This window comes from Paenibacillus albidus, from assembly GCF_014644435.1.
Lineage (GTDB): Bacteria > Bacillota > Bacilli > Paenibacillales > Paenibacillaceae > Paenibacillus_AQ > Paenibacillus_AQ albidus.
The window spans coordinates 32,991-48,520 of the sequence record NZ_BMKR01000021.1 but is presented as its reverse complement, the minus strand read 5'-3'; the positions used below and the strand labels follow the sequence as shown (position 1 = coordinate 48,520).

At 51.0% G+C, this 15,530-nt stretch carries 16 protein-coding genes; 4 read left to right on the top strand and 12 right to left on the bottom strand.

Annotated elements, in window-relative coordinates:
• Position 1: 1 nt before the first annotated feature.
• From IEY53_RS21490 to IEY53_RS21475, 4 genes are all read right to left on the bottom strand, one after another.
• Positions 2–922 (bottom strand): ABC transporter ATP-binding protein, encoded by a 921-nt coding sequence (locus tag IEY53_RS21490; protein ID WP_308424238.1) that lies wholly within the window; start codon positions 920–922, stop codon positions 2–4.
• Positions 923–948: 26 nt separating this feature from the next.
• Complete coding sequence (locus IEY53_RS21485) at positions 949–1,344, bottom strand: GntR family transcriptional regulator (RefSeq protein WP_189028754.1); 396 nt, start codon at positions 1,342–1,344, stop codon at positions 949–951.
• A gap of 58 nt (positions 1,345–1,402) precedes the next feature.
• Positions 1,403–2,131, bottom strand: a complete 729-nt coding sequence (locus IEY53_RS21480) for a hypothetical protein (protein ID WP_189028632.1) — start codon at positions 2,129–2,131, stop codon at positions 1,403–1,405.
• 1,039 nt (positions 2,132–3,170) lie between these two features.
• Positions 3,171–4,133: a tyrosine-type recombinase/integrase gene (locus IEY53_RS21475; RefSeq protein WP_189028631.1), complete on the bottom strand. Its 963-nt coding sequence runs from the start codon at positions 4,131–4,133 to the stop codon at positions 3,171–3,173.
• 153 nt (positions 4,134–4,286) lie between these two features.
• Here IEY53_RS21475 and IEY53_RS21470 point away from each other — a divergent pair, with 153 nt between their 5' ends.
• The gene (locus tag IEY53_RS21470; protein ID WP_229696275.1) at positions 4,287–4,898 is read left to right on the top strand and encodes an HD-GYP domain-containing protein; all 612 of its coding nucleotides are present in this window, start codon (positions 4,287–4,289) and stop codon (positions 4,896–4,898) included.
• Between the two features lie 103 nt (positions 4,899–5,001).
• On the opposite strand, the gene IEY53_RS21465 is transcribed toward IEY53_RS21470, so the two are convergent.
• From IEY53_RS21465 to IEY53_RS21435, 7 genes are all read right to left on the bottom strand, one after another.
• Positions 5,002–5,466, bottom strand: a complete 465-nt coding sequence (locus IEY53_RS21465) for a DUF420 domain-containing protein (protein ID WP_189028629.1) — start codon at positions 5,464–5,466, stop codon at positions 5,002–5,004.
• Between the two features lie 25 nt (positions 5,467–5,491).
• Complete coding sequence (gene ctaG, locus IEY53_RS21460) at positions 5,492–6,412, bottom strand: cytochrome c oxidase assembly factor CtaG (protein WP_189028627.1); 921 nt, start codon at positions 6,410–6,412, stop codon at positions 5,492–5,494.
• 124 nt (positions 6,413–6,536) lie between these two features.
• Complete coding sequence (locus tag IEY53_RS21455; protein WP_189028625.1) at positions 6,537–6,860, bottom strand: cytochrome C oxidase subunit IV family protein; 324 nt, start codon at positions 6,858–6,860, stop codon at positions 6,537–6,539.
• A gap of 4 nt (positions 6,861–6,864) precedes the next feature.
• A complete protein-coding gene (locus IEY53_RS21450) occupies positions 6,865–7,491 on the bottom strand; it encodes a cytochrome c oxidase subunit 3 (protein ID WP_189028623.1) in 627 nt (208 codons plus the stop codon).
• 6 nt (positions 7,492–7,497) lie between these two features.
• A complete protein-coding gene (ctaD, locus tag IEY53_RS21445) occupies positions 7,498–9,336 on the bottom strand; it encodes a cytochrome c oxidase subunit I (protein WP_189028750.1) in 1,839 nt (612 codons plus the stop codon).
• A 127-nt stretch (positions 9,337–9,463) separates the two neighbouring features.
• Positions 9,464–10,513 carry a cytochrome c oxidase subunit II gene (gene coxB / locus IEY53_RS21440; protein ID WP_189028621.1) on the bottom strand — a complete coding sequence of 350 codons (1,050 nt, stop codon included), beginning with the start codon at positions 10,511–10,513 and terminating at the stop codon, positions 9,464–9,466.
• Between the two features lie 404 nt (positions 10,514–10,917).
• The gene (locus tag IEY53_RS21435; protein WP_019913840.1) at positions 10,918–11,106 is read right to left on the bottom strand and encodes a hypothetical protein; all 189 of its coding nucleotides are present in this window, start codon (positions 11,104–11,106) and stop codon (positions 10,918–10,920) included.
• Between the two features lie 610 nt (positions 11,107–11,716).
• On the opposite strand from IEY53_RS21435, the gene IEY53_RS21430 reads away from it, so the two are divergent.
• The 3 genes from IEY53_RS21430 to IEY53_RS21420 all read left to right on the top strand — a co-directional run bounded on the left by IEY53_RS21430 (position 11,717) and on the right by IEY53_RS21420 (position 14,109).
• Positions 11,717–12,595: a serine hydrolase domain-containing protein gene (locus IEY53_RS21430; protein WP_229696274.1), complete on the top strand. Its 879-nt coding sequence runs from the start codon at positions 11,717–11,719 to the stop codon at positions 12,593–12,595.
• A gap of 124 nt (positions 12,596–12,719) precedes the next feature.
• Positions 12,720–13,058, top strand: coding sequence for a DUF4870 domain-containing protein (locus IEY53_RS21425; protein WP_189028617.1), 339 nt, complete (start codon positions 12,720–12,722; stop codon positions 13,056–13,058).
• Positions 13,059–13,161: 103 nt separating this feature from the next.
• Positions 13,162–14,109, top strand: a complete 948-nt coding sequence (locus tag IEY53_RS21420; protein ID WP_189028615.1) for a diacylglycerol/lipid kinase family protein — start codon at positions 13,162–13,164, stop codon at positions 14,107–14,109.
• 821 nt (positions 14,110–14,930) lie between these two features.
• Here the strand turns inward: IEY53_RS21420 and IEY53_RS21415 are convergent.
• Positions 14,931–15,524 carry a xanthine phosphoribosyltransferase gene (locus IEY53_RS21415; protein WP_189028613.1) on the bottom strand — a complete coding sequence of 198 codons (594 nt, stop codon included), beginning with the start codon at positions 15,522–15,524 and terminating at the stop codon, positions 14,931–14,933.
• Between the last annotated feature and the right edge of the window lie 6 nt (positions 15,525–15,530).

Genomic DNA, 15,530 nt, shown 5'->3' with positions numbered 1-15,530 from the left:
TTCAGTCCCCTTTCTCGTAATCAACCAGGATCGGACGATGTCCATGTGTCCATAAATGCAATATCTCATCCAGCTCCAGGCTGCGGCTTTTGATAACCTTCAAACCCAAATGATGGATGTGTTCCTCAACTCCCTGAACCTGCTGTGTCAGAAACGAAGCTGCTCCCGGAGCCTCCAGCGTCAATTGCAGCACTCCCGGCAATTCGGCCGCCAGCTCTGCAAGCTCTTCCTCATCCGCTGCGTTCACCCAGACTTCACTCCATGAACCGAACAGGCTGTCCTTCTCGGCCATGCCGAGCAGTTCCCCTTTGTGCATCAGCACAATATAATCGGCCAGCCGCCGGACTTCCTCCACGATATGGGTAGAGATCAGAATTGTGGCCCCCGTCTCATCCATATACCGGAGCAACGTCTCCAGCATCACTTTCCAGGCAAAAGGGTCCAGCCCCGAAGAGGGCTCATCCAGCAGCAGCAACTGCGGACGGGCAGCCAGCGCAGCGGCGATTTCGAATTTGCGGCGTTCCCCTTTTGACATCTTGCCAAGTTTGACATTGCGGGGAACTTCAAATTTCTCAAGCAGTCCCTCCAGATACTCCGCATCCCATTCCGGATACCAATGCTTCCTGAAGGAGGCCGCTTCCTCCACATTCCAGTATGCTTCTTCAGCAAGCGAGTTCTCCGGAACGTAGGCAATGGCCTGGCGGACCTTAAGTGGAAGCCCCTGCTTATATTTCTGTTCAAACCAGTAAATCTCGCCGTCGTCGGGATTCACGAGCTGCATCAGCATGTTCATTAGTGTGCTTTTTCCGGAACCATTGTGCCCTACAAGAGCAGTAATGTATCCCTGCGGCAGCGTTAGATTAAGGGGTCCTATTGTCTTGTTACGCCGCTGTTTGCTTACATTGCGTAATTCGATTGCCATCTGTGCCATCATGGCAGCGCCGCCTTTCATTGCTGTTCTCTGTACTTGTTTTCTACAATCTCCAAAAAGATCCTTGTAAGCTCCTCTTGGCCACATTGTACCGACTTTCCTACATCCACAGCACCCTCAAGCGCCTTGCGGACCGCTTCATGCTTGTATTCCGCCATCGCAGCATCGCCGACATTGGATACAAAGGTCCCTGTGCCTTGCCTGGTCCGCAGCAGCCCTTCATTCTCCAAATCCTGATAGACCCGGCGCACCGTAATGACGCTGCATTTCAGCTCCCCTGCAAATTCCCGGATGGAAGGCAATAACGTTCCTTCGGTAATCACCCCGCTAATAATCAGCGAGCGGAGTTGGGTCTCAATTTGGTGATAAAGGGGTTCTGCGCTATTTTCATTGATTTGTACCGGTATCCACACGTCCTCACCCCGCCTTCCACTCCGGTATGCCGGAGTGCCGCCTTGCAGTTCTGCCTCTTCATACAAGATCACGGCTCTTTAATCTGTAAATGGTCCATTTGGAAAAAAGCTGAACGGATAACGTCCCCAGCAGCAGCGTGCCCCACATCAGCGGGGACAGCAGCCCCCACTCTTTGGAAGAGGAGATGCTGTAGAGCAACACATTGGCTCCCGCCAAGTGAATAACCATTGTAATACCGAAGAACACCACCATAATCAGCATCGTAAGCCAGAGATAAGCTATGCCGCTGAACAGGTATTCGATGAAAATGTATACTCCCGTCAACATCAGCCCGTAGCCAACCCAGGTCAGGGCAAAAGCAAAATAGGAGGAACCCGTAAGCTCATTCCGTAAACTCCCACTAATGGCGTACATTAGCCCGAAGAACAATGTACCGTTTAGCCCAAAGGAAATAAGCGCCTGTATCTTTCTTTTGCACAAAATGACCGGAGCGGGGATCGGCAGAGCTCTCAGGTAGGCCAGCATTTTCGTATAGGAGTTGCTGCTCCAATACTTCATGGTGCGGACGGAGAATGTAAACCCCAGCATTGGAATCATCGTCAGCAAAAGATAATCGGCCACAATTGTCCGTTCATGCTGGCCCACAGCCTCATTCACAACCATCCCGGTGATTCCTGCAAGATATCCCATCATGAGAATGGAAAAAAGAAAAGTCCACAGCAGCCTTAATTTGTCGCCGCGAAAATCGCTCTTCACAATAAACCACGAATTTCTTAAAATTTCCATAAATATGAACCTCACTTTACTGCTTCTTTAGTCTGAAGCGGCAACCGGATTTGACTGAATCAAGTCTGCTCAGGTGTGATCACCTGTGCTTACTGTATATATCTATATACACAGTATATGTCCTTAATTTTCCTGTGTCAATCCTATGCATGAAATAAACCTCACCGCATAATCAGGCAGCGGTGAGGTCTTGGCGACCAAATGAACAAAATCACCCTACGGGTGAATAACAACCCGGAGCTTACGAGGCCCGGATTGTTGTACAATAGGCAAGATTATCGTCATTTGGCTTGCTTAGAGCTCACATTGTTGCTCAACGTGCCCAACTCTCGCCCATATAGCGTGGTTAGGACATGCATTGTTGAGCGTAACGATTTTGCGTGGGTCCCTCTGCGTACATGATGAGGTCCCTTCACGTTCTATCCGCGGCTGATGCGGACAGGAAATCCGTTAATGGGGAGGATTCGTCTATTCAGCAGGATAAACGGACAGAGATTCCGCTAATTGTCCTATCTCCCTTCATTCTAGGCCCAATCGAACGATATAACGGCTCCATAGTCCGAATTCACCAGGAAAGCACACTTTTTCGCAAAATAGGGTCTTCTCTGTCCGCTTCACTCCGCTGATGGAGCCCAATCCCCCTGCACTGCTATATCATCTGAAGCTTCCAAGATATCCACATTTTTGGGCATTGCATCATTTCCTAAATAATAAAAGAACCCGGCACAATAGTGCCAGGCTCATCAAACTTATTATAGGTATGTACCGGGATAAATCACGTGTAAATGGGAAGAACTAAGAATCTATTGATTAAGGCTGCTATAAACGGGTTAGTATATTGGGGAAATCGACAATTCATGTCGAAAATTAGCTTATATGTCGTACAATATCACTTATGCGACATTTCGGGACTAAAAAATAGGTCTTTTTCGTCTTTGTGCATAATTGCACAGCCCTTCTAGTATTATAGGCCATTTGTATAATAGTGTATAGTTATTAATAGAAATAACAGTAATTTCTTTCCTATTTGTGTCTTTCTTTAAAAGAAATCACGCAAGCAATCCTCTACAAAATCCGGAGCAGCCTTTTGGATTTGCTGAACCGTATGCAAGTAGCGCTGAGTCGTATTGATATGCGAATGCCCAAGCGTCTCCTGCACCTGCTGGAGGGAAGCCCCCTGTAATAAGGCAAGTGTCGCGTTGGTGTGTCTAAGCCAATGCGGGGTTAATTTTTTCTCAATAGAGCTGGCCTCTCCCGCATTTTTAATAATCCGTTCCACCTGTCTTGAGGATAACGGAAACATCAACAGGCCCGGATCGGGATCTTCATCCTTGGACAATGTTCTGGACAGCTCAGAGTATAACTCCCATAGAACCGCCGGTACTTTGATCTCCCTCCGCTTGCCGCCTTTGGCATTGGCAATCGTTAGCCAGATCGAGGTTTCCAGAGGATCTGTATGAAAATCGCCCCATTTCATCGCTGTTAGCTCGGAGACACGCAAGCCCAACAAGACCAATGTCAGGCCGATCAGGTAATTCCGCAAGCCCTGTGACTGCATCTCCCGCAGCAGGCTTCCCACCTCTCTTTTGGTCAAAAAATTTCTTCTGCTGGTGATGGTGATGCTTGGAATACGTACACTTGCGGTTGGATTATTTGCAAAAAAGCCAATATGCTGATCGCTGCCCCACTTATAAAAGGATTTTAAAGGTGCGATAAAAGCGGCGATACTTGCAGGGGCCAATTGCTTCGGGTAGCTGTAACCACCTTGGGTCAGAAAGATTTTGTAAGCCTCAATTTCCCTCCATGACACATCCCTTAAGGCAGTAGCAGATATAAACTTACGAAAAGCAGCAATGGCTCTTTCATAATTACGCCGTGTATTAGTTGTCCGGCAGCATGTTGCCAAAAACATTTGGACGATTTGTTCATCACTGTTTATTGTATCCCCACGTTCCACCAAAGCTAGCTGCAAACAATTAGAATCGCTTCGTTCCATTGTCATTTCATGGCTCCTTCTTCAATATAAATGTCGCATAAGTGATATTGTACGACATTTTTTCACAACTTTTGTTCCATTTATTTACATATTGTAGAAGGTTTTGCTGTTTTTGATCTTTTGGGAGGACGCAATAAGAACTATAGGGAGGGAGTAAGGTTGGGGGAGATAGCCGAACTGGTTAAAAAGGTACAGATGGCTCTTACCGAAGAAGCACATGTTAGTGTGTGGATGAATTTTTTGCGGAACAAGCATGCGGAGACTCATCGGCATTCAGTCAGAGTAGCCATGCTGGGAGAAGTGATGGCCACTTCCATGGAGCTTGCGGAGAAGGAGCGAACCCATCTCGTCAGAGGTTGCTTTCTGCACGATATCGGAAAATCATTTGTACCCGTACATATCTTGGATCAACAAGAGCCTTTATCGGAGGATCAGTGGAATATTCTGAAGATGCATCCTGTGATTGGTGCAGAGCTTGCCAAGGATTTCCCCGGCATTGATGCCGTTGTTACGGACATCATCCGCTATCACCATGAACGGTGGAATGGAACGGGTTACCCCTATGGCCTGCAAGGCGAAAACATTCCGCTGCTTGCCCGGGTCTGCTCTGTGATCGATGCCTTTGATGCGATGTTGTCCTCCCGGCCTTACCGGAGGCAAACGACCCTGGAGCAAGCCAAGCAGGAGCTGTCGGCCTGCTCCGGAACTCAATTCGACCCCGGTGTCGTAGAGCAGTTCCTGAGACTAACCGATCTGCAGCTGATCGTATAGGACAATAGGCTCCCGGCAGCGGAGAAAGCTCAACACACACAACTGGCCTGTGTATCAGCCTGTCCCTCAAGGAACCTACTGATGCACAGGCCAGTTTTTAGTTTCATGCCCCCAATATGACTTCCCATACCGGCTTCGTATGTCCTCCCGGGTACAGCATATAGAGCAGCACATATACCATCACACCCGTTATGGCTGTGACGAACCACATGATGGAGGTCACCCTTCCCCATTTGCGGTGTTTGGCATATTTGGCTTTGAAGCCCAGCGTGAGGGTAGTTAGACCAAATACGGCGGCCACGGTAGCCAGCACAATATGAAAGATTAGGAACACTTGATAAATTCCCTTCAGTTCATCCGGCCCGCCCCATGAGGTATTCCCTACAAACAGCGTTCTTGAGACATACACAATGAAGAACAGCAGCGCAGCGATTGCGGCGGCAATCATTGTCTTCTTGTGCGCCTCACGTTGGCCCTTAATAATTTGTCTCCAGCCAATCGCCACCAATACCGCGCTGATCACAATAAAAGATGTACTGATCGTTGGAAACAGTGTAAAAATATCCATGAATATCCTCCTTGGCGATCACCAGCTATGCACGGGTCAAATGCCCTCCATCCACTTCGGAAGGTGAGCCGGATACTTCTGCATCGTCTTGCCCGTTCTCTTTTTTATACCAATGATAGAACACATAAGCAAGCATAGAGGCAAAAATAATTTCTTGAATGAACTTCATGGCAATGCCTCCGACCTGCTGATCCACCTTTGGCGACATCAGTCCAAAAAACGTTGGCCCTCCAAAATTCTGCAGCAGCACTGCTGGATCGCCCGATACACAATACCCCATCGCCTGGGCCCAGGTGTCCGGATCGCTGTATGTGGCATAAAGCGTCTGGTCAGCAAAAATGATCAGGCCACAGGCGGGGGTCAACAGCACCATGTTCAGGAAAATAAAGCCGATTTTGCCAAGCCCGCTGGCCATTCTGCGTTCCGGGAGGGGATTAATCAATGTCCACCACATCAGACCTGCTGTCAGGAACAACACCAGATAATAAAGCCGGTGCACCGTAAAGTTCAGCATCACATAATCATGGATTGCCGGAATATGGTACAGGGAGAACAGGCCGTTGAACACCAGCGCTGCTACCACAGGATGGGCCAGAAAGGACAATCTCCGCAGCGGGTTTACTTTAAGCAGCGCCCGCCAGATCCATTCAGGAATGCCCAGCATGATCAGCGGTACGGCAACCAGATAAGACAGCGCCATGCTGAGCATATGGAACGAGAACATGATATGCCCAAGCAGGCTTACTGGTCCTCCTTGAGCGAGATAAAGGGCAATAATTCCACTCACAAAGAGCAGCCGCTGCCAGAGCGATACCGGACCCGATCCGGGAAACTTCCCCGACAATGGCCCAATCACCACAAAATAACCGGCAATCAGCAGCAGAATGGCTGCCAGAAACAGCGGGCTCCACAAATCGGCAAAACTGAAATAGGAAAGTCCCAGCATGATCAAAGCCTCCTCGCGCAGGGAATGATTAGCAAATCAACAAAGCTTGATAGAATAATTAAACCGAAAAGTCCAACTACTAAAAAAGAGGGGGCCTCTGCAGCCCGCCTCCTTTGGATAATGCTTAGTCCCACCAGACCCAATACAACGCCATTATAATACTGGTCCCAGCGACAAAAAATCCGCCTATCATGAAAATAATCGGTATCAAATGCCCTCTGTCCTTTAAGTGCATCCAGAAGCCCATCTGCACAAACACCTGAAGCACAGCCATTACCAGGAGCAAAACTACCGCAAACGCGGGATTTACGCCTCCGGCGGCCACTGCCGCAAAAGCAATCAATGTCAGGACGATGGAGAAGATAAACACAACAATATGCTTCTGCGGCCCTTCATGCCGGTGGCGGTGTTTGACAACGCCTTCCTGCGAATGCTGTTCCGTCGCCATGGCTTTAGCCCACCTTTCCGAGCAGGTATACAACCGTGAAGATGAAGACCCACACCACGTCGATAAAATGCCAGTACATGGCAGACACATATATCTTCGGTGCAGTAACAACCGTCAGCCCTTTACGGGCCAGCTGACCGATCAGGACAGCAATCCAGAGAATCCCGAATGCCACGTGAGCCCCGTGAAAACCTACCAGCGTATAAAACGCCGAGCTGAACGCACTTGTCGTCATACCGAAATTCTCATGCCGGATATACTCTGCAAATTCATAAATTTCCAGACCCAGGAACCCTAGCCCAAGCAAGACGGTCAGAAGCAGCCAATTGCGCAGCTGAGCTACGCGCCCTCTGTGCATCGCCTGGATAGCGAACACACTTGTCAAGCTGCTGACCAGCAGGATGAAGGTTGCTGCCGCTACCAGCGGAAGATGAAACAGCTCATTCGCACTGGGGCCTTCATTGGTCTGATTGCGCAGCGCCAGGAAGGTAGCAAACAGTGTTCCGAAGAGTACAGCTTCTCCGCCAAGGAACAGCCAGAAGGCAAGCACCTTATTGCGGCCTTCGAGGGTTGCCTTTTCCGGTTCGTGCGGTAGCGTACCATTAGCAGGTTCTGCGTGTGCCGTTGTCATATCTGCTCACCTTCCTTCCAGCTCTTCGGGTTCAATATGCCAGCCATGATCGTCATAGAGCGAACGCAGCAGCATGGACCCGAACGTAATGACAAGACCAATTGCAGTTACAATATAATTATTGAAGAGAAAGCTCATAAAGGCATTTCCGAATTCATCCCTGCTGAACATAAAACCCAGCCCGGCAATAAAGATTCCGACGGACATGGTGAACGGCAGCACTGTCGCGGATGGCATATGAATCGAACCTACAGGCTCCGCAGGGGTCATCCCCTTATGCCCGGCCGTTTTCTCTTTCCAGAAAGCGTCGATTCCGCGCACAAGCGGAGTCTGCTTGAAGTTATACTCCGGCGGCGGCGAAGGAATGGTCCATTCCAGTGTACGTCCGTCTTCCCACGGATCATCAGCTGCATCGGCAGGCCGTCTGGAAGTCAGGAAGGCGTTCAGGAGGAACAGGATCGTTCCGACACCCATCAGCCCCGCGCCTATCGTGCTGACCAGATTCAGCAGATCAAACTGCTGATTCGGCAAATACGTGAATACGCGGCGCTGCATTCCCATCAGACCGAGGAAATGCTGAACAAAAAAGGTCATGTGGAAGCCGATGATAAAGGTCCAGAAGGTCCATTTGCCCAGCTTCTCGCTCAGCATGCGGCCGAACATCTTGGGCCACCAGTAATGCAGGCCGGCAAAAAGGCCAAGTACCAGACCCCCGACAATAACGTAGTGAAAATGCGCCACGACAAAATACGTATCATGGAACTGGAAATCCGCAGGTGCCGAAGCCAGCATGACACCTGTAACTCCACCCATCGTAAAGGTCGGAATAAAACCGGCTGCAAACAGATTAGGTGTAGTGAAACGCACTTGGCCGCCCCACATCGTGAACAGCCAGTTGAAGATCTTGATTCCCGTAGGCACTGCGATCAACATCGTGGATACGGAGAAAAGCGCATTGGCTACCGGCCCAAGACCGGTTGTGAACATGTGATGCGCCCATACCATGAAGCCCAGGAAGGCAATCAGGATCGTTGCGAACACCATGGAGCTGTACCCGAACAGCCGCTTGCGCGAGAAGGTCGGAATAACCTCGGAAATAATACCGAAGGCAGGAAGAATCAGGATGTACACTTCAGGGTGTCCGAAGATCCAGAAAATATGCTGCCATAGTACCGGATTCCCTCCACCGGCTACGTCGAAGAAATTGGCGCCCAGAATCCGGTCAAAAGTAAGCAGGACTAATCCTACTGTAACTGCAGGAAAAGCAAACAGAATAATGGCGGAAGTAATAAATGTTGTCCAGGCGAACATTGGCATTCGCATAAAGGACATCCCCGGCGCACGCATGGTAATGATCGTCGCCAGAAAGTTAATGCCGCCGATAAGCGTACCGAGTCCGGCTATCTGCAGCCCAATCGTATAAAAATCGACTCCATGTGTATTACTGTAAGTAGTTGACGACAAAGGAACGTATGCAGTCCAGCCCGCATCAGGTGCCCCACCCATAATCCAGCTTAGATTGAGTAAGATCCCCCCAAACAGAAAAGTCCAGAAACCCAGCGCATTAAGGAATGGAAAAGCTACGTCCCGCGCACCGATCTGCAGCGGTATGACCGCATTCATCAGTGCAAAGATGATCGGCATGACACCGAGAAAGATCATAGTCGTACCATGCATCGTAATCAGTTCATTAAAGGTCTGGGCATCCAGGAAGGCATTCATCGGTTTGATTAGCTGGATGCGGATCAGGATGGCCTCAAGCCCTCCTATTCCGAAGAACAAACCTCCGGCCCATAGGTACAGAATTGCTATTTTTTTGTGATCGACGGTTGTGATCCAATCCATCAGCCCGGTATGGCGCTTGACGCTGTGGCCATGTCCCAGAGGTTTGGAAGAATTCAAGCTGTGCGCTGCTTGAGCCAAGGTTCGTACCCCCTTATCATATATGCTGCTTCTTAAACGGGCTAAATCATCAGTCCAGTTTATAATTGGCCAGATATTCAGCAATGCCATCTATCTCGGCATCGCTCAGGCCCAGATCTTTGGGGCTTGGCATCAAGTTACCCGGCTTCACGCTTTGCGGATCATGCAGCCATGTCTTAAGATTCTCTTCGACCGGTGCCCCGTCTTCCCTGGTATCGTCGTTCAGCAGAATACCGGCTATCGACTCGCGGGAGCCAATGCCTGTCAGGTCAGGCCCCAGAGCAACCCCTTGACCGCCAACTGCGTGGCAAGTCAGACATTGCGACTTGAACTTCTCGGCCAGGGCCGTGTCCTCAGGCAGCACGGCAGGGGCTTTCATTGAAGCAATCCACTTCTCGAACTCCTGATCGCTGACCGCCTTTACCTTAAACTCCATGAATCCATGGGAAGGTCCGCACAGCTCCGCACATTTCCCCCGGTAAACGCCTTCATTAGGCGCACTGAAGCTGAACCGGTTAATCGTACCTGCAGGGTTGGTGTCAATTTTACCGGCAAGAGAAGGTACCCAGAAGGAGTGCAGTACATCTGCCGTCGTCAATTCAAAAGCGATGTCTTTCCCTGTAGGAATCACCAGATCCTGCGCAGTCTTCACATCATAATCGGAATATTCGAACTCCCACCAGTATTGGTGGCCTGTCACTTTGACCTTGACCGCATTTGCATCATTCGCATGATCATCTCCGGCTGCAAATACCGCTTTCACAGTCGGCACTGCCAGCACCACTACCAGAATGAGCGGAATGACCGTCCAGAGTACTTCCAGCTTAAAGCTGCCCTCCACCTGTTCCGGAATTTCGTTCTGCCCGGGTTTTCTGCGGAAACGAACCATTACATAAGCTGCAATGAAAAAAACGATCAACAATACAACGATCATAATTGTGATCGACAGCTTTATCAGTCCATAAGAAGTCTCCGCTTCAGGTCCCTGCGGTCTGAGCACCGACAAGTCCTCGCGTCCGCACCCGGCAAGAATAAGTAGGAGTCCCGATACCGCAGTCATGGGAAGGAGTCGCTTTACAGCCTGCCACGTTTTCATCATTGATCTACCCCGCTTTTCCCGAATTCGTAGATTACTACATTTTCCCTGTCAATTATAACAATCACTATTAATATAAGTTTAAGGGGGTGTTTTGTCAATCGTTCACAAGGAGTTCACAAACCTTTCATACTTGTAAAAAAAGCTTGTCACGACTGGATTTTTTCGCATTTTTTGAAAACGCAAACATCAGAAAAAATTTGTCGAAAGCGCATACAAATGAAAATGTGTCTATTAATTCATTTGACTATTTTGTGAGAATTCATCTCAATACCTCCCATAGACGCAACAAAAAAAACCGCTTCCTGCAGCGGCACGCCGCCCGGGCACGGTTTATGAGAATCCTCATGGATGTTGTAACTCAGGTTTAGTTCGCAAAAAACGCGGAACAACTTCTCTGTTCAAAGTTAGGAGACGGATGAGTTCATCCTCACCAGCTCATGTTCCACGACCATGGTCAGCTCTTCTTCATAGCCTCCCGTAATCCGATACTTCCGGACATACTCTTTCACGAATTTCTTGGGATCTTTGGGCCGGAAAATACGTGTCATTTCCCGTAGACTTTCCTTGACTTCGTTATGACCTTTACTTGCCATGATCAGTTCCCTCCCAAAACATTGAAAATGAATGCTCCGTTGTAGAGAATGCATGATGAAAAGTCCGCCGTAACCTTGAAATGCAAGTGAATATCCAGTACACATACGCGGCTTGCATTATCCGTCTACACGTGATGCCAGCTGAGCTTAACAGCTTGACCCGTCTAATCGGTGAAGCAGGTTCGTCGTGATTTGGGCTGAAAGTTTAAGGTGTCCATTCCACAAATAACACCTTGACACTATAGTTACCCGAAGAGCCACTTTCTGAATCACTCCTTTCGGGCCTTATCGTTATATTGTATCATATTCCTCTGTAACTTCCACCTTTCCTTGTAAAATGTGCTTTTTGGATTTATTTTATTCACGGCCTATTCAATAGGAGGTCAGGCCTGCCGCTTGGGGTAGAATATAATATACGCCGGGTAAGATGAACAAAAGAAAATAACAAAAGGCGAGAAGGAAGGAGAGGCCCATGAATCAGCAGTTACCGTTACTGAGCTCACCTGTGGCCAGAGGCTCCAAGCTCACCCAAGCACGGCCGGAAGACACGGGGACACAGGCTCCGCCTCTTGAAAACTTACATTTTAACATTTTGAAGGAATTTCCCAGGATGCATAGTCTGCTTATTATCCGCCACGGGAAACTTATATTCGAACGTTACTACGGGAGTCATCAAGCCGGAATGCTAAATGATCTCCGCTCCGCTACCAAAAGTGTGTTGTCCATCCTTACGGGAATTGCCATCGGCCGCGGAGATCTGCCCGGCATTCATACTTCTGTTGCAGAACTGCTGCACGCCTATATTCCCCCACGGCACTCCCCGGAGCTCGCCAAAATCACACTGGGCCATCTGCTTACCATGACTTCCGGATTCAGCTGGATTACCGGAAAAAGACTGGGTGAGCCGCTGGTCAAGCAGCTGCACCGCAGCCGCCAATGGGGGTTATTTGCGCTTGGCTTACCTATCATTCCAGAGAATATCGGCCACTTTCAATACCGCAGCACCGATTCCCATCTAATCTCCATGATGCTCAGTGAATCTACCGGGCTTGATGCTTACAGCTATGCCCGTTTGCATTTGTTTGAACCGCTGGGCATCACCCATACCGCCTGGGTCCCCAGCCCGGAGGGTCACAGTATGGGGCATATCGGCCTGTACCTGACCTCCCGTGATATGGCCAAGATCGGAGTCTGCCTGCTGGAAGGAGGCCGATTTGCAGACAAACCGGTGATTCCTGGTGAATGGCTGCAGCAGATGCTGGCTCCGCAAACAGCCGGATACCCGGCTTTTGGCGATTACGGCTACCAGTTCTGGACCGGGTCCATGAGCGGCCAGACCTACAGACTGGCCCATGGCCACGGAGGCCAGCAGATTCTGCTGCTCCCCGAACTGGATGCCGCTGTCATCTTCACCGCCGAGAGCAAGGTGCGCACCTGGAAAAACCCCCGAAGGCTGGTGGAGCAATACATTATACCGGCGATGTGCTAGCTTAGCCCACATACTTCATCCGCAGGACTCATAGGCTCTTAGGAGGAAGGAACGGACGCTTGCCTCTTCTGCATTCCATTTCTGCAGGCCTCCTTCTACTACTACTACAAGGAGCGTGAGCCTTTTGTCCCCATTCCGATCTTCGACCGGATTGCCCGAGAACCTCGCGGGTGCATGTTGTTATTTGATCCCCTTTGTCGGTGGCGTCGTCTTTTTGGCTTTGGAGAAACGCAGCCGCTTCGTGCTCTTCCATGCCCTTCAATCACTGTTTGCCTTTGGCGCTTTGACAATAGGCCATGTGGTCGCCGGGTTCATTCCTCTGCTTGGCCCTTTCCTGGCAGCCCTGCTCTCTCTGGCCGGCCTGGCCGTCTGGCTGCTGATGCTCTACCATTCCCTCAGCGGTATGTGGTATAAGCTGCCCTGGGTCGGGGAGCTTGCCGAACGCCAGCTCCGCCAGCTGTAGCACAGGTATCCGGACTCTTCCAAAAAGAATTCCCTTTTACCCTTCCACTCCTTACAATGGAGTCAGTGACACACGGGAATTAGAACAGGCTGGAGGAACATCCATGTATTTATTCATCATCAATCCGCGGTCCGGGGGCGGATCGGGGCAGCGGACCTGGCAGGCGGTGGAGACATTGCTGAAAAGAAGGAACATTGCGTACGAGACCCTGTTCACGAAAAGCGCCGCGGGTGCAGAAGAAGCCGTCTGCGGGGCCCTCTCCCGCCACGAGGCCTGGGAAGCAGCTGTGGTGGTCGGCGGTGACGGCACCATCCACAGTGTGCTCGGCGCGCTGCAGCGCATGAACGTGCCGCTGGCGGTCATCCCGGCCGGCTCCGGCAATGACACCGCGCGCGGCTTCGGCATCCCGCTGGCCACCGGGGCGGCGCTGGACGCCGCGCTGACAGGCCGCTGCACCGCGGCCGATCTGCTCTCCGGCGCGGATGGCCTGACGCTCACGGCCGTGGCCAGCGGCTTCGACGCCCAGGTGGCTGCCAATGTGAACGCCAGCCGCTACAAGCGGCTGTGCAATGCCATTGGCGCCGGCCAGCTGGCCTATCTCTTCGGCATCGTGCATACGCTGATGACGTTTAAGCCCTGCCGGGTCAGCGTAGCCTGCGATGGCCGGGAGGATGTATACGAGACGGCCTGGCTCGTCTCGGTCTGCAACCTGCCCAGCTACGGCGGCGGGCTGCTGATCTGCCCGCAGGCGAAGGCCGATGACGGCCTGCTCGACGTCTGCGTGGTGCATGGGTGCAGCCGCTGGCAGCTGCTGCGGCTGTTCCCGACGGTGTTTAAGGGCAGGCATGTGACGCTGCCCTTCGTGACGATGTTACGCGGACGTTGCGTGTCCGTCCGCTTCGCCGAGGCCCGGCATGCCATCGGCGACGGCGAAAGCCTGGGCACCGGGCCACTTGCCGTACGCTGCGAGCCGGGCGCCCTGAAGGTGCGCTTCCCGCAGGCGGCGTTGCTCGCGTTGCCTGCCGGCTCACCTTGTCATGCCAGCGGCTAGCGCCCCTTCTGAGTTCGCAGCTATGAAACTGAGGAACCCGTCTTTTCGCATTGCCCGGAAAGCGATCCCGGTGCCAAAGGGGCGCGGAGTTTACAAGTGGAAGGCATAAATGCCTTTGGATGAGCGACTTCAGCGGAAACAGCTCGATTGGAAGGCATAAATGCCTTTCGTTGAGCAGTTGTAGCAGAAACAGCTCGATTGGAAGGCATAATTGCCTTTCGTTGAGCAGCTGTAACGGAAACAGCTCGATTGGAAGGCATAATTGCCTTTGGATGAGCGACTACAGCGGAAACAGCCCGATTGTGAGGCATAAATGCCTTTGGATGAGCGACTTCAGCGGAAACAGCTCGATTGGAAGGCATAAATGCCTTTCGTTGAGCAGTTGTAGCAGAAACAGCTCGATTGGAAGGCATAATTGCCTTTCGTTGAGCAGCTGTAACGGAAACAGCTCGATTGGAAGGCATAATTGCCTTTGGATGAGCGACTTCAGCGGAAACAGCTCGATTGTGAGGCATAATTGCCTTTCGTTGAGCAGCTGTAGCGGAAACAGCTCGATTGTGAGGCATAATTGCCTTTAGATGAGCGACTGTAGCGGAAACAGCTCGATTGTGAGGCATAATTGCCTTTCGTTGAGCAGCTGTAGCGGAAACAGCTCGATTGTGAGGCATAAATGCCTTTAGATGAGCGACTGTAGCGGAAACAGCTCGATTGGAAGGCATAAATGCCTTTGGATGAGCGACTTTAGCTGAAACAGCTCAGTTTAATACCAAAAAGGCCGCACATCCTTCGTGCGGCCTTAGCCATATCCTTAAAGTCCAAATTCAGCCGGGCAGGACTTCGTCTTCCTCCATAAAGGTGACGCGTCCATCCTCCAGCGAAGCAATCCGCACAAGTGATTCCAAGCGGTATCCCGCTTCCTGAAGCAGTCGGTTGCCGGGCTGAAAGGACTTCTCGATCACAATGCCGATGCCGGCCACACTTCCTCCGGCTTGCTCGACAATACGGGCGAGCCCAAATGCCGCCTCACCGTTCGCCAGGAAATCGTCGACAATCAGCACACGCTCACCGGCGGCGATGAATTTTTTGGAAACGGTGATTTCATTGCTTTCTTTTTTCGTAAAAGAATAGACTTTCTCCACAAAAATATCTTCCGTCAGGGTCAGCGACTTCTGCTTGCGGGCAAAAATCAGCGGGACTCCCAGCTCCAGTGCCGTCATAATCCCGGGTGCAATCCCGGAAGACTCGATAGTAAGCACCTTCGTTATCTCTTCACCGGCAAACCGCCGGGTGAATTCCCGTCCCACTTCCCGCATCAGCACAGGGTCCATCTGATGATTCAGAAAAGAATCAACCTTGAGCACGCCGGATCCCAGCACAATGCCTTCGTTCATGACTTTTTGCTTCAATAATTTCATAGGTGC